Consider the following 25,303-nt stretch of genomic DNA (forward strand, 5'->3'; position numbering starts at 1 on the left):
AGTTATAGCATCAGTCGTATAGTAAGCCTGAACCGGTTTCACCAGGGCCCGCAGTCACGATCTTAAGCTTATAACCAAAATAATCTATTTTACTTCGATGCTAATAAGAAGGAAAGTAATTTTGCAATCTTTACTGATTGCCGCTGTATGTTTAAACGATTGGCAAGTACAATGGACCTTAATTCAGCGGACGCGACCTCGAAACTGTCATTGACAATCAGATAATCAAATTCGGAATAATGGCTCAATTCTTCCTGTGCCTGTAACATCCGGCTCCCAATCACCGCTTCATTATCCTGCTTACGGTTTTGAAGCCGCTGTTTGAGAATTTCAAGCGAAGGGGGGATAATGAATATGCTGACCGAGCCGGGAAACAATCTTCTGATTTGCTGCGCTCCCTGCCAGTCGATATCAAGAACAACATCGATTCCGGCAGCCAGCCTGTCTTTAATCTGAGCCACTGAAGTACCATAATAATGGTTGAAAACTCTTGCGTATTCAATAAACGCTGAGTCGTTAATCATGCGGAGAAATTCGCTTTCCGAAACAAAGAAATAATCCACGCCATTTTTTTCGGCCGGACGCATGGAACGGGTAGTATGCGAAACAGACACCTCAATATCAGGCATGCTGTTAACAAGCTCTTTCACGAGACTGGTTTTTCCCCCGCCTGAAGGAGCCGCTACGATAAATAAATTTCCTGTGCCATCATTCGCCATTTATCTTTACTCTATATTTTGAATTTGTTCTCGCATTTGCTCGATTAATACTTTCATTTCTACCGCAGACTGCGTCATTTCAATGGAATCAGATTTTGAGCTCAGTGTGTTTGCTTCGCGATTCAATTCCTGCATTAAAAAATCAAGCCGCCGCCCCGCGGGCTCTTTTGCATTGAGACTATTATTCACTTCATGGATATGAACCGACAATCGTTCCAGCTCTTCGTTTACATCCATTTTACTTAAAAGAATCGCCAATTCCTGTTCAATTCGACTGCTATCCACTTCCAGATTCAGACTCTGCAATCGGGTCAGCAGTTTATCGCGGGCGAGCAAGCTGTTCTTCCCGGCAAACCCGCGGGCTTTCTCAATCTCGGTTTTTAACCGTGAAAGTTTATCCAGTACATGTTGATGCAGTGCCGCTCCTTCCGCAGATCTCATTAACTGCAGCCGTTTTAACGTATGATTGAACAGGTCTAAAATCGAAGCCGAATATTGCTCAAGAACCGGTTGTTCTATGTTTACAACTCCAGGCCATGCCAGCACCTTTGACAGACTCATATCATTGGCCAGATGGTTATCACTGGATAGTTTTTCAGCCGTATTAACTAAAGCATTCAATAAAGGCTCATTAACTGCAATCGTTTTTTCAATACCGGAATTATCCTGATGTTTTAACTGACACTCGAGTTTACCGCGGCTAATCTGCCCTCTAAGCATTGTCCGCAGATCATTTTCGAGAAAACGCCAAGGTTCTGGCAAGCGAAAGGAAACGTCCATATAGCGATGATTTACCGAACGAATTTCCCAGCAAAAAATCATGCCGTCTACTTGAATTTGCTCTCGTGCAAAAGCGGTCATACTATTAGTCATAATCGAGTTTTACTACTAATTCTTTCTGAGGATGGCCGACTATAAACTAAATTTGTACAAATGCAAGTCTGCGTGCATCATTAAGAAGAAAGGGGTATACTTTGCAATTTTATCGAGGAGCAAACCATGCGCCCCAGCAATCGTGAACCCAATCAACTTCGAACCATTCAGTTGCACCGCAACTATACGCAGCATGCTGAAGGATCTGTACTGGTCGAATTTGGCCAGACTCGAGTTATTTGTAATGCTTCAGTTATAGACGGTGTTCCACGGTTTCTCAAGGGAAAAAATCAAGGCTGGATTACTGCAGAATACGGAATGTTGCCCCGAGCCACTCACAGCCGCTCTGACCGGGAAGCCAGTAAAGGAAAGCAAGGCGGCCGAACCCTTGAAATTCAGCGTTTGATTGGCCGCTCACTTCGCGCCTGCTTCGATCTTAAAGTGCTGGGTGAAAATACTATTACCATCGACTGTGATGTGCTTCAGGCTGACGGAGGAACAAGAACAGCTGCCATTACTGGGGCTTGTCTTGCATTAAGAGACGCGCTGAACTGGATGGTTAGCCGTGAGAAAATTAAAAAAATGCCGGCGTTCACTTATGTCGGAGCCGTCTCAGTAGGGATTTACCGCGGGCAATCCGTGCTGGATCTGGACTATGCAGAAGACGTGCTTGCTGAAACGGACATGAATGTCGTTATGAATGAAGCCGGTGACTTTATTGAAATACAAGGCACCGCGGAGGAAAAAAGTTTCAACCGCGCTCAATTAAATGGCATGCTGGATTTGGCTGAGACTGGGATAAAGGAATTAATTAGTCTGCAGAAATCGGCATAGTTCAGGCAAATCCTGCGTTTTGCGGTTTTATCAGAACCTGAAGTCTTTGCGAACGAAGTGAAGCAATCCAGATCCAACTCTGAACAGGCTTAAGAGCTGGATTGCTTCGCTGTCGCTCGCAAAAACGGGTTTTGAGTATTCCTGGGTCCCCCGAACAAGTCGTGGAACGTAGGCGGTATGGTTGGCACGGAGGGGGGATAGTCGGGACGTAGGTTATATGATTGTATAAGCCCTCAAACTTTGCTACCCTGCCCTTTTTGTCTTTGTTGGTTAAAAAATGGATATCCTGGAAATTAAAGCCTTAAGAATTGCCACCCGCATTGGCGTACATCACTGGGAACAGCAAATTAACCAGAATTTGTTTATTGACATCAGTATTCCCAGCGACTTTAGCCAGTGTAATGACGATATTAATAAAACGATTGATTACGATGCGCTTTGTCGAAGCGTGACTGATTATGTTGAATCCAATTCGTTTCAATTAATTGAAACTGTCGCAGACCGTGTGGCTGCTTTAATTAAAGAAGAATTCAATCTTGAGCAAGTGGTCGTTAGCGTAAGCAAACCACATTCTGTAGCTCACGCCAATGATGTAAGGGTGACGGTTAAACGCTGAATCAACCTGCGGCACTTAAAACACTCGGCCCATTTTGGGCCTGCCTGATTACATTCTTTTTGACAACCTCTCGTCTTCAGGGCGCTCCCTTCTTATCCCCTCCTTCGCCTCCACAACCATTTTTGCAGTTTCCAAAGGCGGCACTTTCAAAGTGATATTTCCCTTCTTGTCTATCCAGTTTAAATGAGTGATGCTGGCGCGCGTTCTATAGCCCTTTTCATACAGTGCGTGACGAAATATCTCTTCGAGACTGGCATTTTTATAATCAATATTGGAACGATACAAGCTGCCAAAAAAGCTGTTTTTATCTTTGGCCAGACGGGTGCCGTATTCTTGAATAAACTGACGCCGCAATTCACTAATAGTTGAACTCGCCTCTTTTCGCTGGCTTTCACCTAAAAAATCAGGCGCAATAAAATTGTATTTGAACTGATATTTCAGATAGAAATGATGAGCAAGAAGAGCATGCATATCGGCGGAAGGATGAATAGTATCCCAGAAAATATAACCCTTTGCCGGCGAGCTGCCGTCTTCATTGTAAAAATCAGCAGAGCCATAATAAGGAGTACTCACCTTCTCTGGATCAAATCCCCATTTCAGGGGATGCTGAATTATATCAGTAAACAGCGAGTTAATATCAAAGCATTCAATTGAACAATGGGGATAGCGAATCTTTAACTCATTACAGGCTAGCCGTAACTGCTCATTAAAATAAAGCGAGCAGGATTGAGCATTCTCTCTCTCATATTCACTTTTTTGCTGATACATGGGAGTAAATGACAAGTCCGGCAGATTAAATAAAATAAAATTCGAGTAGCCTTTTTTTATTAGTTCCTCAACATTTTCAACTCTGGCCTTCAAAGCTTTTTTTGCTTCGCCAATAGTGGGCCGCTCATTAACCGTGATTAAATCATTGGCTCCAGACCATTCAATAACCAGTGTTGATTTTTTCTGTGTATTCGACACCTGATGAGTCTCGTCATATTTGATCATTTTCTCCCGCATTTCTTCAAGCGTTGATACCACCATTCGATTAAAGAAACGGCTCAAACTTGAGCTTGGAACCCAGCTATAATCATGCGCGCTTAATCCCCCTTCGCTGTAATTTCTAACGAAATCAACTCCTTTATAGCGGACTACCAGATCATCATCCAAATCATAACTATCCTGAACATGTGCTCGAACTTTACTATCATGGGCAATCACTGCGTCGCTAATGTCCGTCGCATCCATTTTGTACTCTTTACCTACCTCTTTGATAATGAAATCTTCAGCAATACCGGCGCTCAGATGATCACTCCATGCATAGCCATTGGTGAAACGGCCATCCGGTGATTTTTTATCCAGACCGGTTATCCAGCTCATAGGAATACAACCCCATAAATATTTATTCGCAATAGTGCCACGGTCGGTCAGGCTATCCCCCATTAATACAAAGTATGAAATCTTTTCCGGGCTCATGTTTTCTTCCTTGTTGTTATTTAATCCTTTAATGCAGAATGCGTTCTCAGGCTTGCAGCGAATGCCCAAATGATAATCAGAATGGCATTTAAGACTCATATCGACATATTTTGGATTCGCCTTAGGATTGAAAGAATTAAATCGCACAGTCGCTGATAATTGGGTTAATCGGCAACCTACTTGATTATTTTTAGAACATTTAGGATTTACAGATTATAATTGAATATAGGTTGGTATCGAATTTCCTATGCAATGGATTGCAGAAAATAACAGGACGACAATGCGACGATTACCTTTCAAAAAATCAGCTCTGGTGTCGATTGGAATAGAACTTGAGTTTCAATTAATCAATCCGAGAAGCTGGGGGCACAAATTTTGCTCAAAAGACATCATAAGAGATGTGCATGGCAGTAATTTTGAAACGCGTATTGTTCCGGAAATTACTCAGAGCATGATTGAAATTAACTCCTCAGTGCATCAGTCGGCTCAGAGCATGCTTCACGAGTTTTCAGAACTGCAGCAATACCTGTTACAGGAAGCCGAGCGAGTCGGCGCTTATATTTGCGGCGGCGGCTCTCACCCCTATGAGCGCTGGTCTAAGCAAAAGATTTTTCCAGCAAAACGTTACAAAAATCTGGCCAGAAAATACCGTTATCTTTCAAAAAGAGCCACTATTTTTGGGCAGCATATTCATATCGGCTGCACCAGCCCCGAGGATGCTTTGTATCTGACCCATGCATTAGGTCGATATGTTCCGCAACTCATTGCAATAGCAGCATCCTCGCCATTTTATCAGGGAGTGGACACCGGCTATTGCTCTTCCCGTTCCAGTATCTTTAGCGCCTTTCCCTTAAGTGGTGTAATCCCCTACTTAATTAATTGGAATGAGTTGTCTGAGTACTATTATAAATTTCGCCGACTCGGAATAATCGGCAGCATGAAAGACTTCTACTGGGATATTCGTCCCAAACCAGAGTTCGGCACGGTGGAAGTCCGGGTATGTGATACGCCTTTAAGCCTTGGTAAAGCCATTCAAATCGCGGCTTATTTACAAAGCCTTTCACTTTATCTTCTTGAAGAACGCCCCACTCAAGTCAGTCATGATCTTTATTTTTTATACAGTTATAACCGGTTCCAGGCAAGCCGTTATGGTTTTGAGGGCGACATCATTGACTCCGATAATGGCCAGCATCATCTGATACAGGATGATATTCTTAATACGCTAAAAAAAATAAGGCCGCAAATTGAGTTTTTAAACAATCAATATTTTATGAATCTACTGCAAAATGATATTCTTAACAAAATCAATGATGCTTTTCTGCTGAGGAAGGTTTTCAAGGAAAGTGGTTCTCTGAATCAGGTGGTAAAACTCCAGTGTGATATCTGGAATCAGAAACTTGATAAATATTGCAATGAGGATCTTGATTTCTCTCAGCCAATGAACTAGGTTCACAGAGCCTAATATATGTTCATTTGGCATTTTAAATTACAGTTACCAGGGAGTGGTTATGAGTTCCAAAATTACGGCACGCGGCCAGGAAATATTAAAAGACCCCTTATTAAATAAAGGCACCGCTTTTACTGAAGCTGAGAAGGATTTGTTTGAGCTGCATGGACTCCTTCCCTGCAATACCGAAAGCATTCTCGAGCAACTGAGACGCAGCCGCGATGCCTATGATGCGAAAGATACTCCTCTTGAAAAACATATCTATCTTAGAGCGTTGCAGGATCGCAACGAAGTGTTATTTTATCGTTTTGTCCTTGATAACTTGCTCGAAGTATTACCTATAATTTATACCCCGGTAGTGGGGGAAGCCTGTCAGCAGTTTCATCGTATTTATCGTCAACCCCGCGGGTTATTTATTAGTTATCCGGAACGGGATAGAATGGAACAGATCCTTTCAACTGTTGCGAGAAATCGACGGATTGATGTGATCGTCGTCACTGATGGCGAACGGATTCTGGGATTGGGCGATCAGGGGGCTGGCGGTCTGGGAATTCCTATTGGAAAATTATCGCTTTACTCCGTTTGCGGAGGTATCCATCCCGCTCATACATTACCTATTGTATTGGATGTGGGTACCAATAATCAGGAAAAATTTAATGATCCTGAGTATTTAGGATGGCGGCATTCCCGTATTACAGGAGAGGACTATGATCAATTTATTGATCAGTTTGTGCAATCAGTCAAAAAATACTTTCCCAATGTACTGCTGCAGTTTGAAGATTTTGCCCAACAGCATGCCTATCCAATTCTCGAAAAATACCGTGACCAGCTCTGTACCTTCAACGATGATATTCAGGGAACAGCTGCTGTTGCAGTAGCCGCTATCATTGCTGCAACGCGTGTTTCGGGTGTTCCACTAAAAGACCACCGTATCGCCCTTCTCGGTGCCGGTTCAGCTGGCTGCGGCATCAGCGAGCAACTGGTGCAGGCCATGATGAATCAGGGGCTTAGCGAATCAGAGGCTCGATCACGTTTTTATCTCGTCGACAGGATGGGCTTACTACAGGAAGGATTGGAAAATATTCTGCCCTTCCAAAAAGGCTTTGTTCAATCCAAAAACCGATTAAAAACCTGGACAGTCCAAAACAGACAACAGATTAACCTCCTGGAGGTAATTAATAACGCCAAACCAACTATCCTGCTCGGGGTTTCCGGCCAACCGCAGCAATTTAGCGAGCCAATGATACGCAGTATGGCCAGCTACTGTGATCGGCCCATCGTATTCCCACTATCAAATCCCACTTCACGGGCTGAAGCGACTCCGCAGCAAATTCTTGACTGGAGTGCCGGTAAAGCACTGGTTGCCACAGGAAGTCCATTTGATCCGGTCTTGATCGGTTCTCATCCGATTGAAATTTCCCAATGCAACAATTCCTATATTTTTCCAGGTGTAGGCTTGGGAGTAGTTGCCGGAAAAGCACGTCGCGTCACCGATAAAATGATGATGGCCGCCGCCATGGCATTGAGCGATCTGTCTCCGGCAATGATTAAGGGTGAAGGCGCTCTGCTGCCCGATCTTCGAGTCATTCGTGATGTAAGCCGACATATTGCCAAGGCAGTGATTTTACAGGCTATTAAGGAAAACCATGCAGATAAAATCAGTGATGCGGAAATTGAAACAGCGATAAAGGAAACCATGTGGTACCCTGAATATGAGGTATTTACGAAGTAATTTCATCCTGAATACAAGCCTCCTGGCTTGTATTCCTTACCCGTTTTATAAGAGGATTTAACTATGCGGCGCCAGTGGTATATTGGATTCGGGCTCGTCCTGTTAAGCTTTATTTTTTTCCTAATCATGATGCACGACACCCTCTGGTGCATTGTCTTTCTGGTACCAATCATTATTGTGGGTATCTACGATCTGATACAAACCAAACACTCCATCCTTAGAAACTTCCCGGTATTAGGTCATTTTCGGTTCATCATGGAATTTCTAAGGCCTGAGATTCAGCAATATTTTATTGCGGATGATCAGGAAGAGCTTCCCTATAATCGTGAAATCAGAAGCATGGTGTATGAGCGCGCAAAAAATGTTCGCGATACGATTCCCTTCGGTACCAGCCGTAACATTACACAGGTCGGTTATACCTGGGTTTTACACTCGCTCTCTCCCAAACATGTATCAGAAGTTGAACCCAGAATTGTGGTCGGCGGACCTGACTGCAGCAAGCCTTATAGTGCCTCACGTCTGAATATCTCTGCAATGAGTTATGGTTCTTTATCACCTAATGCCATCATGGCGCTTAATAAAGGAGCAAAACTGGGAAATTTTGCTCACAACACCGGTGAAGGTGGCTTAAGCCCCTATCATTTGCAGGGCGGCGACATTATATTCCAGATTGGGACTGCCTATTTTGGCTGCCGGGATGACAATGGCAATTTCGATGAAAAGGAGTTTGTCACCGAGTCGACTCGCGAAGAAGTCAAAATGATTGAAATCAAACTCTCGCAAGGGGCAAAGCCCTCGCATGGAGGGATTTTGCCAGCAGCTAAAGTGACTCCGGAAATTGCGAAGGTGCGAAAAATTAAAATCGGAGGCGATATTCTTTCTCCGCCAGCCCACACAGCCTTTGATTCTCCGCGTACTTTACTGGAGTTTGTAAAACATTTACGACAATTATCCGGAGGCAAACCGGTAGGATTTAAACTGTGTATAGGCAAACGCCATGAGTTTCTGGGGATATGCAAGGCAATGCTTTTAACCGGCATTACTCCTGATTTCATCACAGTGGATGGCGCTGAAGGCGGTACGGGAGCCGCACCGGTTGAATATACCAATCGAGTGGGAGAGCCTTTGGAAGCGGCTTTGGTTTTCGTCCATAATGCCCTGGTAGGGGTTAATTTACGGGATAAAGTCCGAATAATTTCCAGTGGAAAGGTAGCCAGCGGCTTTGATCTGGTCGCCAATATCGCGATGGGAGCGGACATGTGTAATGCGGCACGCGCCATGATGTTTGCAGTAGGCTGTATTCAGTCAAAGCAATGCAATGCCAATACCTGCCCTACCGGAGTTGCCACCCAAAATTTAAGATTACAACGTGGTCTGGTGGTCGAAGAGAAACAATACCGTGTACTGAATTTTCATAATAACACCGTCAGGAGTTTTCTTGAGATGGTAGGTGCGATGGGATTATGTAATCCCAGCGACCTTTCACCTGAATATCTGATGAGACGAGTCAGTGCGGATTGTGTTAAACCCTTTAACGAAATCTATGATTATTTAAAACCCGGACAATTGCTTGGCGAAGAGATTCCGGAATGCTTCAAAAAACACTGGCTAAAAGCGGATCCTGAACGTTTTTAGCCAGAGGGTACACGGTAGAACGTCACCATGAAAAACGCTGACGTTCTCAACGATTGCTTATTAATCCAGACCTAACAATCTGGCACGATCATCCTCATTAGTGTTCACCAGGTTAACGTCTCTGGCCCGGTACACATTTTCAAGCACATCATTATAAAACTTTGTAGTGGAAGGCTGGCGACCCTGTCGTGGATTATCCAGGGCTTCCTGAGCGATATCCTTTATCTGCTCATACAGGTCGTACAAATCATTTTCCGTTTTGTTTTGTTTGGCTTCATAAGTTTCAATAGCTCTAGCCATTTCAGCGACTCGGTGAGGTACTCTCAATGTTCTGCCGTCGACATTCATATCCACCCCGCCTCGAATAAACAAGAAACCGGGTATACTCCAGGGTTTGCTGCGAATTAACTGTTTGATGTTCTGAATCGCATTATTGTGCAATTCTTCTTTTTCATCCTGGGCTTTTGTTTGCGCTTCAAAATAAGGCTCTACGCCAGCGCTGAAATCTTTTGGATCTGAAAGATGCGTGGTAAAGTACTCATCCAATGCAGTTTTATTTGCAATTATCTGTTGTAATGGTGCTAATTCCTGAGGATTAACGATACCTTCCATAATCAAGGAATTGAATATTTTAATAGCCAGATTACTGTAGAGGTATTGTTGATGCAGCTCTCCTTTTCTTGCAGCAATGCTTCTTATAATATTCAGAATTTGGTCTATCTTTTCATTAAACGCATAATCTTTCGGATAGGCATTTTTAATATTGCTTTCTTGATAAGCCTTTGCAAAAGCGTCTCCATCCAGTTCTTTTATAATCTTAAGCAAGATATTCGCGAAAAAGTCGCCGCTGTCAGCTCGAATAAATTTTTCACCTTTGGCTTCAAAACAGAGATCGGTCAAACGAATGATTAATAACTCCATACCACCATCATGCTTGATTTGCTCAACTATTTCATTTGCATATTGTTCTCTCTCTTCCTTCGACATGGCACATAAGTCATCGTAAAACGCTTTGTCCAGATAAGGATCAGTTAAAAATTCAATTTTATTTGACGACTTTTTAAAGCGGCTGAGCTGAGACATGATTGACCTTATTTTTACCTAGATGCCTAATATTATAACTTAAGCGCCAGTTTAAAAACAGTCCCATCGATAATAAAGCAACTTCTTTTCTACTAGAATAAATAGTAAGCAATTTACCTAATGAACTTACATGCCCCGATCATCCAAAGGTTTCATCGCGATTGATATAGACGGAACTACTCTGGTAGAAAAAATTGACAAGAATCCTCTCTATGGCCTTCGCAATAAACAAAGCCATATGAGACAGGTTTTATTGGAATATGTCCGCAGAGCTCAAAAAGAAGGCTATGACATTTTGATATTAACTGCCAGACCTGGCATTGTGGATAGAGGATTGCAGGCATTGAGTAACTATCTGGGAACAAAACCCACCAATGAAATTGTTAATATTCTTGAGGCCTATGATGTACATAATGTTGAAATAGTCCGCGCGCCAGCAGGGCTCAAAGGCCATAAAATGGCTGAAATCCTTCAATCTTATCATCAGGAAGGCCACCATGACGCTATTGGCCTGTTGTTTGATGATCAATTGAAGCAGGTGAATGATGTGATTGCTCAGAATAATAGTCAATTAGTCGCTATTGATATCAATAGTGCTTCTGATCTTGACCGGTTCTGGACTGAAACGAAAATCCCTGTCACTGGCCGAAACCCTTTTCATCCTCAGAATCTGATTAAAGATATTAAAGAAACTCACCGGGAAATAAGCTTACTGTATAAAAACATTGAGCAAATCAGGTTTGCACAGGAAGCAGAGCTAATCACAAAAATTGTCGATGATTTATCAATACGTATTTATGAAGCAAAGCATAGAGACTATCACCCCGAAATCAATTGGGTTAATAATGCGATCACGGGGATTAATACAATTATTAATAAATTAAGCAAAGATAGGCCGCATATTCGACAAGCTGAGCTGAATGCAATTAGCCAGTTAATATTTGGAACAGATGATTTATCAAGAATTGTACCCAATTCCCAAATTGAAGTGTTACTGCAAGATCTCATGATTGATTTAAAAGATTTCGTCCTTCGGGACGAATTGCTTAAAACACTGAAGGATTATCAGTCCCGGTTTCAAGCCAATGCGCTAGTTAAAGAACAGCCCGGTAATCTTATTGAAATCAATCGGCTTAATCAGCTGATTGACAAGTTAGAAACCATCCCTCAGGCAAGTGAGGCTTTAGCCGCTTTTGCAAATACCCTTCAAAAAAATGAATCCGAATATCGCAGTTCCTCCTGGTGGCAACCCGTAGACAATCTGTTAAATCAATCGCTCACTGTTAATTCGTGTACAACTATAAGTAAATCGCATCAGTTCAGACAGAGGATAGGAGAGATGAAAGATGATTGTATGCCCAATGAAGGTTCCGGCTTAAAACTTTGACCCGCCATAAATTGCCAATGTGAACTTCTCTTAATCATAATGAAACCTTTGACGACAAAAATTTTCAAAAATATGAAGAACATAGCTTGATCAAATGCGCCACTCTAATATAATTAAATTGACCTTTTGAAACTGTAAGCAAGCTTTAACTGCGGCTCACAAAGTTCCAAAGGAGTAAATGTGCCAGATAACTGTTTCTGGTCCTTAACTGTGTTTCAAATTCTAAACTTTTTCAAAGGAAGGATTCATCATGAAAAAATCGACTTTAGCCGTGGCCGCATTACTGACTGCCCTTTCAGCTGCTTCTGTTGTTCCTGCTGCCTATGCTGATTCAACTACTACTCAAGCAAGTGGTTGCGCTGGTTGCAAAGGCTGCAAAGGTTGTAAAGGCTGCAACGGATGCAAAGGTTGCAAAGGTTGCAATGGCTGCAAAGGTTGTGGCGGCTGCAGCGGTAGCTAATATTTTTTAAAGGAAGCGGAAACGCTTCCTTTTTTTCCAGCGTGTATTTATGTCTGAATTTTCATTACCTTATTTGAGTAAAACGAAACAATCCCGACTTTTGGCCTATGCGTCTCAGATTCTGGAAGCCCAGCAACAGATGACGACTGCCAAAGGAAAAAACATTATTCATTACACCCTGCAAAAGAAGCGCCGTCACGAGTCGATGAGCCATTATCCCAAGGGAGATCGTATTGATCGCCAAACGGGAGCCCAGTATTTTTATCATTGCCATCGTGAAGATTATGAAAGCATGGAGCATGGCCATTTTCATTGTTTCCTGCGCTATAAGGGGATCCCTGCCAAAATTACGCCTACTCCTTTATCCGACTGGGATAAAAATATGGATAACCCAATGACCCATATCGTGGCTATTTCCATGAATTGCCTTGGCCAGCCGATACGTCTGTTTACCGTAAACCGATGGGTATCCTCCGAGATCTGGTATGATGCAAAACACGTGTCCAGTTTCATCAAAAAGTATGAAATGACACTGGAAGATGACCCTTACTGGATGATTCTTGATCAATGGGTTGAGGGCATGCTTCATTTGTTTGAACCTCAGATTGTCTGGCTGCATCAGGAAAGGGATAAGCAAATTGCCCGGATCAAAGCAGAAGATGCGGAGTCTAATCCCTACGAAGATCACCGCTATGAAGAGCTTTCCTACATTGACATTGATCTCACTAGCCAGGTTCAATGGGTACTAAACGCAATCAATCAGAGCGAAACCCCTGCTGAAGTTTAATCTTTTTACTATATGGATAGTGTAGGTCGGGCGCTTCGCCCGACGCTCGTTTTTTTATCCAAATGGACAAATTCGACGCAGTCACTTATCCAAGGAAATGTCGGGCGAAGCGCCCGACCTACATAATCTTGATAACCTAATGACATCTCCCTTCGTTTACTGTATAATAGTCGCTCTACTTTTTGCTTCAGGTGTTATGGAATGAAAAAAATCGTCGTTGTTTAAGAGAAGAACTACTTCATTTTCACAATGAGCTGCTTTTTTAGAAAAGCAGAAGTGTTCTATTTTCTAAAACTTCGAGGTTTTTATGAATTTTAAAATGCCGCCTGTGTGGCTGATTGTACTTATCGCGGGTTTACCCCAACTGTCTGAAACAGTTTATACGCCCTCACTTCCTGTCATCGCGCAAAGTCTGCATACCTCTGCGTCAATGATGGAATATACACTCACTATCTATCTATTCGGCTTTGCTATTGGCACGCTGATATGGGGAAAATTCTCCGATCGGTTTGGACGAAAACCCGGAATTCTACTGGGACTGCTGATATTCATTATAGGCTGTACGGGATGTTACTATTCCACAACTATCAGCGGATTAATGATCAGTCGTTTTGTTCAGGCCTTTGGCGGAAGTATCGGCAGTGTTCTTGGACAGGCGATTTGCCGGGATGCCTTTCAAGGCAGTGCTTTAGGTAAAGTCTACTCTGTGGTCGGTAGTGCACTGGCTGTGTTTCCTGCGGTAGGACCGGTCGTGGGCGGTTTTATTGCAGAACATCTGGGTTGGCGAAGCATTTTTACAGTGTTAGCTCTTTTCAGCTTGCTGCTAATCATTCTGGTAGCGAGAAATCTGCCTGAAACGCATCTTCCACAGCAACGAGCCCGAATTTCTCTTGCCAGAGTGGCTATTCAATTACTGGGTAACAAAAAAGTAATGGGATTTGCACTTCTGGTAGCAGGTTGTAATGGCATTTCATTTAGTTATTTTGCTGAAGGCCCTTTTTATTTCATCAAGATGCTAGGTTTGTCGCCCAGTCAATTTGGTATGAGCTTCATTGCCATTGCCATAAGCACCATGTCGGGCGGTCTGCTGTCCAAATATCTGCATGCCTATCGTTCTTCCGGTAAAATCATGCAATACGGCTTAATGATAATTTTGATTGCGACCCTGATATACAGCTTTATCGCTGTCTATTTGCACCTGCCTGCGAGGTTCATGATTATTATGAGCCTGGTAATGCAAATGACTATTATGTTTGGCGTTTGCATGGTCACGACTAATGCCCTGGCACTCGCTCTGACTGACTTCAAATGGTGTATCGGCACCGCGTCCAGCGTGTTCGGTTTCTTTTATTACTCTTTGATTTCCGTCTTTACTTTGGGGATGGGCTATTTTCATAACGGCACACTCCAGGCAATGCCCTTATATTTTTTAGCCATCGGACTTTTCATGTTTTTAATCGAAAAATGGATGATTAAAAACAGCTAAAAACAATAGGCGGGGGATAATTCTCTTTAGGGCGGCATTATCCCCTTGTCTGATAAGCAGCGCTTTATTATCAATTTTATCAATGATTTTGATAAAAAATATTGATTATGAAAATGGGGTTATATGCCCTAAGCTGTATATCCCTTTTTCATGGACGAAGTTAGATGAACCGATTTTTAAAATACTTATTTTTCTGCTTGTTATTTCAGAGTGCAGCAGCCCAGAGTAATTATTATTCCTATACTGACGTCGGCGAAGGCCCTGCGCTGGTATTAATTCATCCTTTTCCTGCCGACCAGAACATCTGGAAAGCTCAGAGAGAAGGACTAAAGCACAGATTTCGGGTGATCACCGTGGATTTGTGGGGCTTTGGTCAGTCTGGTGAAGTTAATGGTAAGCCAGTCTCTATGGATGAATATGCCGAGGAAATCAGGATGGTTCTTGATCACTTGCAACTTCCCAATGCGATCATTGGCGGTGAGTCAATGGGTGGTTATGTTGCACTGGCTTTTTTAAAAAAATATCCCCAACGCATTAATTCCCTAATCTTATCCGGCACGCAATCAATTGCAGATAACGAGGATACAAAAAAGCGGCGCGAACTTGCAGCCCAGGAAATCTTAAACAAGGGCACTTCGTCATTTATCCAGGCATTTATCAGCAAAGCACTTTCCACGCAGGCATCAGAACAAATAAAGGCGGAGCTTCTCGAAATTCTGGAATCTCAGAAAGCAACTGCCCTGGCATCGGCACTACGCGGGATGGCGCTGCGAGAAGACACTTCTTCCATTCTCGGAAGTACGGAACTCCCTGTGTTAATTCTAAGCGGAGAATACGATTCAGTGCTCTCACCCCGGCAAAGTGAGAATCTGCATGAAATCGCCAGAAACAGTGCTTTGGTGATTATTGAAAATGCCGGCCATCTGTCCAGCCTGGAACAACCGCAGCAATGGAATCAAGCAGTGCTTGACTACTTTTCTGATCGCTGATCAACAGAGATTTTGTCATTCCCAGAGGCATTGTTGCATAAATGAAGGTAGGTACGCAAAAAATCGTCTTTGCGAGCGTCAGCGGAGCAATCCATCTTTTAAGGTTATTCAAGTTTCGATCTGGATTGCTTCACTTCGTTTGCTAAGACTATAGGTAATAAAGAAAAAATTAGCTCCTCTTAGAGAGCTGCTCTTCTATCCGCTGAATCATGTAGGGGAAAAACGGATTGGATGAAAGTCGAAGGATTGAATCCAGACTGACAATAAGCACTTGCCGTTCACCATGCGAAGCAATGGTTCCTAATTGAACTCCATAGTCCATTGAGTCAGGAAAAAGACCATACAGACTATCGTTCATTGGAAAAGGAATTGCAACATGCGACAAAGAATAGACATCACGCGGATAAGTCAATCCTAGTGGAAAAATACGTTCATTAACCGTTCCAGCATTAGTGACACGTTCAACCACATCAACACTGTCATTATTCGCATTCGTGATAATGACGCTGCGGTAGTTTCGGGGAGGAGCATTCAGAAGCCTTTCCACTGCCGTATCTGCTGAAGGACGTAATAAAAGACCTAATTTTGATGCCCTGTTCAAATCAAATAATACTAATTCACTGCCATTTGCAGGAAGATTAGCATAGAAAGATCGGATTATCGCTCGCGTACTGACTGTAAAATCCATTACAGACTGAAAGGTTAATACCGGTGGGAGTTCAACTAGTCGACCTTCATTGGCAAGGCGTGTTATCTGTTGTTGCAATACTGTAGTTAGACGATGAGACTGACTTGCTGCATTGACTGGAAAAGAGTTGTATTTAAATGGATTGAATTCAGGGAGTATAGTGAGCCAGGCTGCTTTTGCAAAGGGTGGTAATATCGCTGGCAAGGCAGCAAAGCCCGCAAAACGTGCGAAGCGTGTAATTCCAATCATGGGTGAAATTAATATAATCCTGTCTGGCTTGGTTAATTCTTTATTTTCAAGAGAATCAAGAGCATATTTTAATGCCAGTGCACCCCCATTTGAAAAACCAACAAGATGCAGAGGTTGCGACGGGCCTATGCGTCTTCGTGCTTCACGTACTGCTAGCCGGGTTGCCGCCAACCAGTCTTCCCATTTCACATCAGTTAAGGCAGCCGGTACTGTGCCATGGGCTGGTAATCTAATCGCGATTGCCACGTAACCATGAGCAACATATCGTCTGGCGATATGGCGCAAGCTATAAGGAGAGTCCGTCAACCCATGTAATAAGACTACAGCGCCGACAGCTGGACCCTGGGGATCAAGTATATAGGAACGATTCCAGTCAGTAGAAAATTTTTCAGGATAAACCGGGCTGCCGGAGAAATATCGATTACCTGGAATGCGCTGCTTGCTAGTTAATTTTTCAGTTACCTCAGTGCGCACAGCATCAAAAAGAGAATTTTCTATGTCGATGTATTGTGGCCAGCCAAGCTTATCCAGTTCTTTAGCCTGCTTCTCCTTTGGAACATAAGTATGCCATAGCTCTAATGCAGGGCCTCGCTGTAACTCAAATATCCTTAATCCAAGTAAAATTAAAAGACTTAAACAGATAAGCTTGATTAGTGGTTTTAACCATGTAAATAATTTGACTCTCATTAAGGGGGCTCTTTGGTACCACATCCTGAACGCATTCATCCAGAATATCATTTAGTTTCCCTCAAATTCAAATTGAGATATTTCTCAAGTGACGCGCATACAGTTTCTTAATGACCCATTGCCAAGTAAAGACTACACTTTAGGGTAAGGATAGTTGCAAATTCAGGAACAGGATGTTCCAGAACAGGGAAACGGCGCAAGGATGCGCTGGTCCACAAGGATGTGGATTTGCAACTTCCACACTCATTCGATAATTACTCCCTTTAAAAAACAAACCAATGTCTTTAATTAAAAGTCTTTAAAGCTTTGGCGAAGCAACCAATTTTGACACCATACAGGCAATGGTCACTGGATTGCTTCACTTTGTTCGCAATGACCATACACCTTAAGCAGCTCGAGTTGAATTATCCGCCTCTACTGGGAAACAGGCGTCCACCAGTTCAATATGGTGATCTTTTAATACTTCACCCAGAAAAATCTCTCCCACCGTCTGGAAACGACGAATAGAGTCGGTTACCAGATATTCGATTTTTCCCGAAGAAGTAGAGTCTGTTTGCAGATGATGCGAATACAATAGCTTTTGAAACGCATAGGCAGTTGCCTCGGCAGAATCAACTACCGCGACTGATTCGGGCAGCAACGTCGCAAGCAAGGGGCGAAAAACTGGGAAATGCGTACAGCCCAGCAATAAAGTATCTTCGTTCTTGAATTCAGACAGATAATAAAGCAGCGCTTCGCGTGCTACTGCATTATTCACCATCCCCTCTTCGGCAAGCGCTACCAAAACGCTACAGGCACGCGCACTGATAGACGCCTGAGGCAGCTGTTCGGTAATTAAGCGTTGGTAAGCATTGGAGGCAATAGTGGTCTCGGTGGCAAACACGGTAATTTGCTGGTTGCGTGTGGCAGCCACTACTGCACCTGCTCCCGGCCGAACCACTCCAAGCACCGGTATTTCCGTAAACATGGCCTGCAAATAGGGCAAGGCGGCAGTGGTTGCCGTATTACAGGCAATCACTAGCGCCTTGATGCGTCTGGCTATCAATAATCTGGCCATCTGAACAGCATATTGTTGCACAGTTTCTGCACTTTTCGTTCCATAAGGCAAACGGGCTGTATCCCCCAGATAGATGAAGGACTCTCTGGGTAATAAGCTTTTCAAGGCACGCAGAACGGTCAGGCCGCCCATCCCTGAGTCGAATACACCGACTGGCAAATTATTATTATTCATGTTGTCCTTAATTGCTCTTGTTATGGAGAACCAACCGAAGGGCTTTGAGGCCGATTGGCATTCTCCTGTTCTAATTCCTTAAGCGCACGTCCATCCTGAATAGCCGTTTTATACATATTACCGGAATTCGTGACCTGCTTTTCCACACGCTTCAAATCAGCCTGCGCCTTTTCCTGCTGGATTACCATCTTACTAAATCCCTGGGTTAAGGCTTTAAATTCAGGATTATTTTTTATTATTTTATAATTGGGGTCACTCCATACACTCGATCTTGGAGGAACATACGCAGTAGTGCCCATACGAATGCATTCTTCACTGATTTTAAATCGAGGATGAAGTTCACCGACAGCTAATAAAGCACCATACAATAATCTGACCTCATCCGCATTATCCCCGGTTAGCAGAAACGGATGATCCTTATCTGGGGCTTTCGCTAAACCGGTAAGCGCCTTCATAGCCATGAATATGGCATCCTTAGCCATCTGATCTTCTGTACGTTTCTTATTAGGAACCAACGTCAGTGATTTTGAAGGATTATAGGCCTCTTCTCCCTTGCTGGTTTTAGGGGCCATATCCTGCGAATGGCGTCTCTCAAGTACGGTACTGGTAGTGATGGTGACCGTACCATCACTGCCTTTGGTTTGATGCTCCAGAATATAGGGCCGGACTTTGCCTACCGGAACCTTTTTCTCTGTTTCATAATCCTTGACTGCCACCCCGATATCAAGCTGTAAAGCCTGATTATAGGTCGCCTGTTTTCTTTGTCCGTCTTCCTTCTTAATCAGATCATCAAAGACAGCAATATCTTCGTCTTTGCCAACCTTTACCTTAAACTCAGTAAACTGGATTGTATACTCCCCTTTTTTCGCTTCCTCAACGGCCGCCAGCAATCCTTTTTGCATGCGTTCATCGGAAGCATTGGGGTTACCCTTTAATACATCCTCTATTTTGAGATACATATCCAATTCGGTTTTAATCTCATTATATGCTTGGGTAAGAAAGGCTTTTTCTTTCGTGATTGCCTTGGCTTTTTTGCTATTAAGATCATTATCTGGTAATGATTTGAGGTGCTCTTCAATCAGAGCCAAATGCGCTTTAAGTGCAGGGATCACAATATTACACATTTTTTCTGTGTTTATTAGATCCTCCTCTATTCGCGCCGCATTGGTTTTAGACAGGCCCTCAAATGCAGGATCAAGCCAGAGGGCTTCCTGTAACTCACTGAAGGACTTTAAATAAGAATGGCCGGACTCTTTCTGTAAACTATGAAGCTTATCGAGATTCATTTCAACTACAAGATGGCTAGCATCTATGGAAGCGCTTAGCTCCTGAAGGCTCATGTTCTTGTATTTATCACTCTTGATACCCTGGGTCAGGAAACTATAGACACTCTCCGTTAATTGCCGGCTAAATTCAGGCGGCATTGCTCCTTGTAAAGCAGGATCATTAGTGATCAAACGATCCAATTCAGCCCGATCCTTTGCTGCTCCCAGATGCGTACACAATTGCTGAAACTGATTCGTTGTAAATTGCTGATTTTTGGATAAGCCCAGCATAAAATCAGCAACTCTTTTCCTGCCCGCGGGATTTGCGCCATTCATAAAAGCGCGTAAATCCTGATTATGATCATGCTGATGTGAAATGTTGTTCTTGGGATCGTGGCGGTTTAAAGCGCTTCTATCGTCATTATAGCCGAAGGCTCGATTAAAGGCGGCTTCTTCAACATGCCGATTAGCCCTTTCCAGAATTTCCCAAAGTTTTTTAACTGAATCAGCAAATGCCTGTGGCTGTCCTGAAAGCTCAGCCGTTGTTTTAGAATCAATGTATTCATTGATACTGCGCACCAGACTGGGGTCAATTTTTACGTTGAGACCTTTTAAGGTATTCGCAATAGCGGCATTATGAATCTTGTGGAATAGCCCAAGATTTGTGTTTTCCTGAACCAGTGCATCGAGATTCAGATGCTTGTCGTTCAGCAAATCCCTGATTTTATCAGCGTCAGTCCGGCTAGCTAATAATGAAATCAATTCGCCATTGGCAGCAAGAGAAGCCTGCTTTTTTGGGGGAAGATTCAGGATGACTTTTTTCAGTTCCGGTCGTTGATCAAGCGAAACCCCGAGGACATTCTCGGCTCGGATAATCATGGCTCGTTCACCGGCAACCTTCTGAGCCGCCTGCATACGAGCTGGATTCACCCAGTCCTGGCGATTAATATGCAGGTCAGTTAAGGCTTGTTTAAATTCAGCCTCTGAAATACCTGGCTTGGTTAAATTAACCAACAGATTCAAATCAGCATCAGCAGGGTATTTATTAAGCAAGGCCTGAATCAGTTCTGCTTCAAGATTCTGCGCATCGTTTTGACTTAAGCCGGGAAGCACGGTTTGCATTACCGGCGGCAAGCCCTCCCAACCGTTTGCCCCTACAATCCGCGACAAATCAGCGTAATTCTTTTCCGCCAGAAATTGCGGCATCTGGTAAAGATGTGCATAGGCACGAATCTTCAGATTATAGGGAGAATTTAAATCGTTATCGATCAAATCATTGGCTTTATCATGCCCCAATACTGCGGCAACTGCCGCTTTCAGTTTATTAGTATCATCGGCGGCTATAATTCCATTTAAAAGCCCTGAATCGGCATTCTTCAGGGTAGCCGGTATTAAACCGGCCAGAGCCATTTTGCGTGCCTCCATTAAGCGGGCCGGATCACTGAAATAATCCTTGAACGATTGCAATTCCTCAGGCTTTGGATTGGCGGGTAAGAATTGCGCAGCGTAATTGGCAGAGGTATAGGCGGGATCAAGTAGAGTGGCTAAACGATCAGCATGTACCCTGGCCTCTCCCCAGTCTTTGTCCGTCTGCGGTATTTTAGGCAGTAAATTACTGCGAACATGAGCAATGGTACTCAGTTTTTTAATTTCTTCTAAATTGGTAAAGGCTTCACAGACCGATTTTTTAGCCGGTGTATTTAAACCAAAAGCCGAAACGGTCTCCAGTACCTGGGAGAAGTCTTTCTGCGTTTTTGCCCTGGCCAGCGCTTCAAGGGCTGCCACATCATTCATCGTCGCAATTTTATCAGTCAGAGCTTTGCTGGCTGCGACTTGCCGGAAGCTGTTTATAGTGCTCTGGGTGACTGCTTCGCCAATATACTGATTCAGTGCATCTTTGTTACCTGCCTGGCTGCCATACTCATTGGCTAACGCTGCTTGCAAATTGTCAAGTATGGTCATTCCAGCGAGTTGCAATAATGTATCTTGCCGCTGCTCTGCGTTCAATCTGGCTTTGAGATATTCTCCCCCCATCGCGCCACGAAGTGCTTTGGCATCTTCAGCGTCTACTTTCTGATCATAAGGAGCCCCAAGATGAGCAGCGAAATCAGCATCATCATTTCGTTGAATCATAGCAAGCAGATCATTATGGCGATCTTGCTGACTTGCCAGAAGACGCGCCCTTGCTTCAAGCGCCTTAAGCGCGAGGGAGTGTGTAATTTGGGCACCGACTCCCTCAGTAGTCATCTTATCAAGAGCAGGCTGGGGAATTTGCCAGTTCTGAAGCACGCGCCGAAATGCCGCATCATCATCGTCATCAATTGCCTGCAGCAAGGCATCTAATTGCTGAGAATCGTCGCTTGCTTTCAGTTTGGATTCGAGATAGTAAGTCTGGGCAGCCAAGCTGATTTCAGCAGCTGCGGGATTGGAAATGACTCCCTCATTGCTGGCATCCCAGGGCAATTTTGATTTGGTCAGATCGCCAAAGTGGTTTTTATAAGGGTCTACTACTAATTGTCTTCGTAATTCGACAGGATTATCGAGAATGAATTTTACGAGATGGCTTTCATGTATACCTAGACGGCTAATCACCCGTTGTTTGGCAACCTGTTTGTAAAGCTCCACAAAATTGGGTGCATCATCTGCACCATCTTTAGCAAGGTCGTCAACCGGGTCCACCCCATTCTCTTTCCAGAACGCCTCATGGGCTTTAACCGCCGCCTTAAAGGCCGCTTCATCATTTGGATCAGCCGCAAAAATTGCATCCAGTGCTCGCTGGGCTTTTTCATGTTTCTCTTTATTATTGTTATGATGTAGTTTCTTTATGGCATCTTGTAATGTCTGATTCTGAGGCATGTGAATACTCCAATCGCAATTCTTCCGTCATTTTAACTATAAAAGCTTAAGAAGTCCTTAATATCCTGTTTTTTTAATTGCTGTAAGCTAAAGCGCAGATAAGTCACCGGTCCGTCTTACATTTTTACTAAAATCAACTATTCTTATCAGTATAGCAAGTGAATGGATCAAATAAGAATGAAAACAATAGCTCTTTTACTTGTTTTAATCCCCTCTATCAGCCTGGCGCAAGGCTGCATTATTGGCAATCCTCCTTCCAAAGCACGTTATGTTTGCATTGACGGGCGATCGCTTAGCTGCACTGGCAAAGGCTTTGTCTGGAATGCCAAGCGCGGATGCTTTTTAAGCCGGCTGCCTTGCTGTGCTTATGAGGCCGAACACTATGGTTATTATCCGAATCCTGCGCGCATGTATAGAGCCTACGAGCAATGCCGTGTTGATTATCCATTTCGCCTGGGCGAGATGCAGACTCATTAGGTGTGTTCAGGAACCCTCGGGAAAATCTTCCTGAATAGTTAAGTCCTGAATGTCATCAAGGCTTTTTTCGTCGGTCAGGCGGATTTGTAATCCCACGTTATTCTTGGAATCGGCAAAGCGTATGGCATTGTCTTTGCTGATTTTTCCTGCTTTGTAAAGATCAAATAAGGCCTGATCAAAAGTCTGCATACCCTGTTCTCTGCTTTTAGCCATCACCTCTTTGATTTCATCGACTTTTCCTTTTTCAATTAAATCAGCAATATAAGGTGAGTTGAGCATGATCTCGACTGCAGGAACTCTTTGTTTTTCAATACCGGGTACGAGGCGAAGGGAAATCACTGCCCTTAGATTCAGCGAGAGATCAAGCAGCAATTGCTGTCTCGCGTCATCGGGAAAAAAATTAAGAATACGATCCAGGGCCTGATTGGCATTATTCGCATGCAGGGTTGATAAGCACAAATGTCCGGTTTCTGCATAGGCAATCGCATGCCTCATTGTATTGCGATCGCGGATCTCACCAATCAAAATTACATCAGGCGCTTCGCGCATGGCATTCTTAAGAGCTGATTCATAACTAAGGGTATCAAGGCCCACCTCTCGCTGATCAACAATCGATTTTTTATGGCGATACAGGTATTCAATCGGATCTTCAATAGTAAGAATATGACCTCTGTGATTATCATTTCGATAGTCAATCATTGATGCCAGTGTAGTCGATTTCCCGGAGCCGGTGGATCCCACAACCAATATCAGGCCCCGCATTTCAAGAATGATCGATTGCAGAATGGCAGGCAATTGCAACTCTTCAATACTGGGAATGATGCCTTTGATATACCGCACCACCATAGCGACTTCCCCGCGCTGGCGAAACAGATTAATTCTGAAACGGCCAACTCCGGTAAGCGAAATGGCCATATTCAGTTCCATTGTGGCATCAAATTCCTTTCGTTGCTCATCGTTCATGATAGACGAGGCGATTTCAGACATTTGCTGAGATTTTAAAGGTGATTGACCAATCGGGGATGTGATGCCTTCAATCTTGATATGGGGAGGAGCGCCCACACTAAAAAATAAATCTGAAGCGCCGCGTTCAACCATCAATTTGAAAAAAGGTGTGATATCCATATTCATCCGATTTTTTTCTTTTTTTATTATTTTAATTGTAGATAAATGAAATGAATTTAACCAACTTAGTCTAAAATTAAATAGCAGGCTATTGTTAATTTCCGCCTTGAATAATTAACTTGTCTCGGTTTTTCAAACCTTGGCTGTTATCAGGTTTAATACAGGAGACATGCTAATGAAAAAACGCAAAGACGATGCGCTATCATTACATAATCCCAGATTGCTATGCGCTTCCTATTACGCATTCCTTGCTGTCATCGGTACCATTCTGATTGATGCCTTTCTATTTTTAATAGGATTTGAGCAAATCCTGCCTGTTTTCCTTGCAGTCGCTCTGGCGGGTTTTATCGCCTGCGTCTTTGGATTTCTATTTGGCAAACGAATAGTGCATTGCCCAAGGCCCTATCCTTTGAAAGTGTTTTTGTATGGCTTTCTCATGGTATCCGCAGCAATGCCATTTTACGATTTTCTTTTCCTCTACTTTCTTAAAGAATATGATACCTATTTCAGTATTGTTCCCTATTCTCCCGACTGGCTGAACATTTATTTTTTTGTTTTGAGGAACAGCATTATCATAGTAGGATGGTGGCTAGCGATTTTATCCGGGTTTGCAGCGGTGTATTTGCGTGGTCATCTGGTTTACATTATCCTGCATAGCGAAATGGAACAGCGTGATTTTCGGCTGAAAAGAAAAACGATAAGCAGACAAAAAAGATTATGAACTCAATAAGTGAACAAAAACCAATCAGCGCTCGATTTGCAGCTGCTGTTTTCTTTGGCATTTTTGCCTTTCTATTTCTGATATTTACTCGCTATACTTTGCTTCCCTTAAAAGCCAGCCAGGGCTTTCCCTTGGGATATGCCTTAATCGTTGTTCCTTTTATCGGCATCCTGCTGGGAGCTTTGTTTGGAAATCAACTGGCCAAACCTTCTCGCTGGTGGAGGCCTTTTTTGCTTGGAATTCTGTTAGCCATTGTTTATCTGCTCATTATCAGCCTTGCCGTACTGGTCAACTCTTATTGGAATGATCCTAATTTCGCCAGGCTCTCAGTCAAAGATAATATGGTTGTTTTTGGCGCAATTTATTTGTCAGCCACCCTGATTATCGGACTTTGGTTAATTCCGGTTACCGCATTGGCCGCAGTGTATTTTAATAAACACTTCTTTCCCGGTTTACGGGCAGTGGACAAGCGCCGGCATAAGGAACTCTGAGCCG

At 43.4% G+C, this 25,303-nt stretch carries 21 protein-coding genes; 13 read left to right on the plus strand and 8 right to left on the minus strand.

Annotated features, from left to right (window positions below):
- Positions 1-89: 89 nt before the first annotated feature.
- Together gmk and DYH61_RS11215 are read right to left on the minus strand one after the other, a co-directional pair.
- Complete coding sequence (gene gmk, locus DYH61_RS11210; RefSeq protein WP_058507617.1) at positions 90-719, minus strand: guanylate kinase; 630 nt, start codon at positions 717-719, stop codon at positions 90-92.
- Between the two features lie 6 nt (positions 720-725).
- Positions 726-1,592: a YicC/YloC family endoribonuclease gene (locus tag DYH61_RS11215; RefSeq protein WP_058507618.1), complete on the minus strand. Its 867-nt coding sequence runs from the start codon at positions 1,590-1,592 to the stop codon at positions 726-728.
- A gap of 126 nt (positions 1,593-1,718) precedes the next feature.
- Here DYH61_RS11215 and rph point away from each other — a divergent pair, with 126 nt between their 5' ends.
- Complete coding sequence (rph, locus tag DYH61_RS11220; RefSeq protein ID WP_058507619.1) at positions 1,719-2,426, plus strand: ribonuclease PH; 708 nt, start codon at positions 1,719-1,721, stop codon at positions 2,424-2,426.
- Positions 2,427-2,703: 277 nt separating this feature from the next.
- The gene (gene folB, locus DYH61_RS11225) at positions 2,704-3,042 is read left to right on the plus strand and encodes a dihydroneopterin aldolase (protein WP_058507620.1); all 339 of its coding nucleotides are present in this window, start codon (positions 2,704-2,706) and stop codon (positions 3,040-3,042) included.
- A 48-nt stretch (positions 3,043-3,090) separates the two neighbouring features.
- Here the strand turns inward: folB and DYH61_RS11230 are convergent, their stop codons facing one another.
- Positions 3,091-4,503, minus strand: coding sequence for an SGNH/GDSL hydrolase family protein (locus tag DYH61_RS11230; RefSeq protein ID WP_065236160.1), 1,413 nt, complete (start codon positions 4,501-4,503; stop codon positions 3,091-3,093).
- Positions 4,504-4,783: 280 nt separating this feature from the next.
- Here DYH61_RS11230 and DYH61_RS11235 point away from each other — a divergent pair, with 280 nt between their 5' ends.
- The 3 genes from DYH61_RS11235 to DYH61_RS11245 all read left to right on the plus strand — a co-directional run bounded on the left by DYH61_RS11235 (position 4,784) and on the right by DYH61_RS11245 (position 9,317).
- Positions 4,784-5,950 (plus strand): YbdK family carboxylate-amine ligase, encoded by a 1,167-nt coding sequence (locus tag DYH61_RS11235; protein ID WP_058507622.1) that lies wholly within the window; start codon positions 4,784-4,786, stop codon positions 5,948-5,950.
- Between the two features lie 61 nt (positions 5,951-6,011).
- Positions 6,012-7,682, plus strand: coding sequence for an NAD-dependent malic enzyme (locus DYH61_RS11240; protein ID WP_058507623.1), 1,671 nt, complete (start codon positions 6,012-6,014; stop codon positions 7,680-7,682).
- Between the two features lie 63 nt (positions 7,683-7,745).
- Positions 7,746-9,317 (plus strand): FMN-binding glutamate synthase family protein, encoded by a 1,572-nt coding sequence (locus DYH61_RS11245; RefSeq protein ID WP_058507624.1) that lies wholly within the window; start codon positions 7,746-7,748, stop codon positions 9,315-9,317.
- 60 nt (positions 9,318-9,377) lie between these two features.
- Here the strand turns inward: DYH61_RS11245 and DYH61_RS11250 are convergent, their stop codons facing one another.
- The gene (locus DYH61_RS11250) at positions 9,378-10,400 is read right to left on the minus strand and encodes a hypothetical protein (RefSeq protein WP_058507625.1); all 1,023 of its coding nucleotides are present in this window, start codon (positions 10,398-10,400) and stop codon (positions 9,378-9,380) included.
- A gap of 130 nt (positions 10,401-10,530) precedes the next feature.
- On the opposite strand from DYH61_RS11250, the gene DYH61_RS11255 reads away from it, so the two are divergent.
- From DYH61_RS11255 to DYH61_RS11275, 5 genes are all read left to right on the plus strand, one after another.
- The gene (locus DYH61_RS11255) at positions 10,531-11,787 is read left to right on the plus strand and encodes a hypothetical protein (RefSeq protein ID WP_058507626.1); all 1,257 of its coding nucleotides are present in this window, start codon (positions 10,531-10,533) and stop codon (positions 11,785-11,787) included.
- A gap of 250 nt (positions 11,788-12,037) precedes the next feature.
- A complete protein-coding gene (locus tag DYH61_RS11260) occupies positions 12,038-12,247 on the plus strand; it encodes a hypothetical protein (RefSeq protein WP_058507627.1) in 210 nt (69 codons plus the stop codon).
- 49 nt (positions 12,248-12,296) lie between these two features.
- On the plus strand, positions 12,297-13,034 hold the full coding sequence (locus DYH61_RS11265; RefSeq protein ID WP_058507628.1) for a DUF6969 family protein: 738 nt from the start codon (positions 12,297-12,299) through the stop codon (positions 13,032-13,034).
- 307 nt (positions 13,035-13,341) lie between these two features.
- Positions 13,342-14,520 (plus strand): multidrug effflux MFS transporter, encoded by a 1,179-nt coding sequence (locus DYH61_RS11270; protein ID WP_058507629.1) that lies wholly within the window; start codon positions 13,342-13,344, stop codon positions 14,518-14,520.
- A gap of 164 nt (positions 14,521-14,684) precedes the next feature.
- Entirely contained in the window at positions 14,685-15,509 is an 825-nt protein-coding gene (locus DYH61_RS11275; protein WP_058507630.1) for an alpha/beta fold hydrolase, read from the plus strand.
- Positions 15,510-15,678: 169 nt separating this feature from the next.
- Here the strand turns inward: DYH61_RS11275 and DYH61_RS11280 are convergent, their stop codons facing one another.
- The 3 genes from DYH61_RS11280 to DYH61_RS11290 form a co-directional block, all read right to left on the minus strand.
- A complete protein-coding gene (locus DYH61_RS11280; RefSeq protein WP_083499213.1) occupies positions 15,679-17,133 on the minus strand; it encodes an alpha/beta hydrolase in 1,455 nt (484 codons plus the stop codon).
- A 385-nt stretch (positions 17,134-17,518) separates the two neighbouring features.
- Entirely contained in the window at positions 17,519-18,364 is an 846-nt protein-coding gene (gene murI, locus DYH61_RS11285; RefSeq protein WP_058507632.1) for a glutamate racemase, read from the minus strand.
- Positions 18,365-18,384: 20 nt separating this feature from the next.
- Positions 18,385-22,485 carry a hypothetical protein gene (locus tag DYH61_RS11290; protein ID WP_058507633.1) on the minus strand — a complete coding sequence of 1,367 codons (4,101 nt, stop codon included), beginning with the start codon at positions 22,483-22,485 and terminating at the stop codon, positions 18,385-18,387.
- Positions 22,486-22,662: 177 nt separating this feature from the next.
- Between DYH61_RS11290 and DYH61_RS11295 the strand changes: the two genes are divergently transcribed.
- Positions 22,663-22,962, plus strand: a complete 300-nt coding sequence (locus DYH61_RS11295) for a hypothetical protein (RefSeq protein WP_058507634.1) — start codon at positions 22,663-22,665, stop codon at positions 22,960-22,962.
- A gap of 6 nt (positions 22,963-22,968) precedes the next feature.
- On the opposite strand, the gene DYH61_RS11300 is transcribed toward DYH61_RS11295, so the two are convergent.
- Positions 22,969-24,087, minus strand: coding sequence for a PilT/PilU family type 4a pilus ATPase (locus DYH61_RS11300; RefSeq protein ID WP_058507906.1), 1,119 nt, complete (start codon positions 24,085-24,087; stop codon positions 22,969-22,971).
- A 175-nt stretch (positions 24,088-24,262) separates the two neighbouring features.
- Here DYH61_RS11300 and DYH61_RS11305 point away from each other — a divergent pair, with 175 nt between their 5' ends.
- Positions 24,263-24,808 (plus strand): hypothetical protein, encoded by a 546-nt coding sequence (locus tag DYH61_RS11305; protein ID WP_058507635.1) that lies wholly within the window; start codon positions 24,263-24,265, stop codon positions 24,806-24,808.
- On the plus strand, positions 24,805-25,299 hold the full coding sequence (locus DYH61_RS11310; protein WP_058507636.1) for a hypothetical protein: 495 nt from the start codon (positions 24,805-24,807) through the stop codon (positions 25,297-25,299). The genes DYH61_RS11305 and DYH61_RS11310 overlap by 4 nt, the downstream gene beginning before the upstream one ends.
- Positions 25,300-25,303: the final 4 nt, after the last annotated feature.

The organism is Legionella quinlivanii (genome assembly GCF_900461555.1).
In the GTDB taxonomy this organism is placed as follows: Bacteria; Pseudomonadota; Gammaproteobacteria; order Legionellales; family Legionellaceae; genus Legionella_C; species Legionella_C quinlivanii.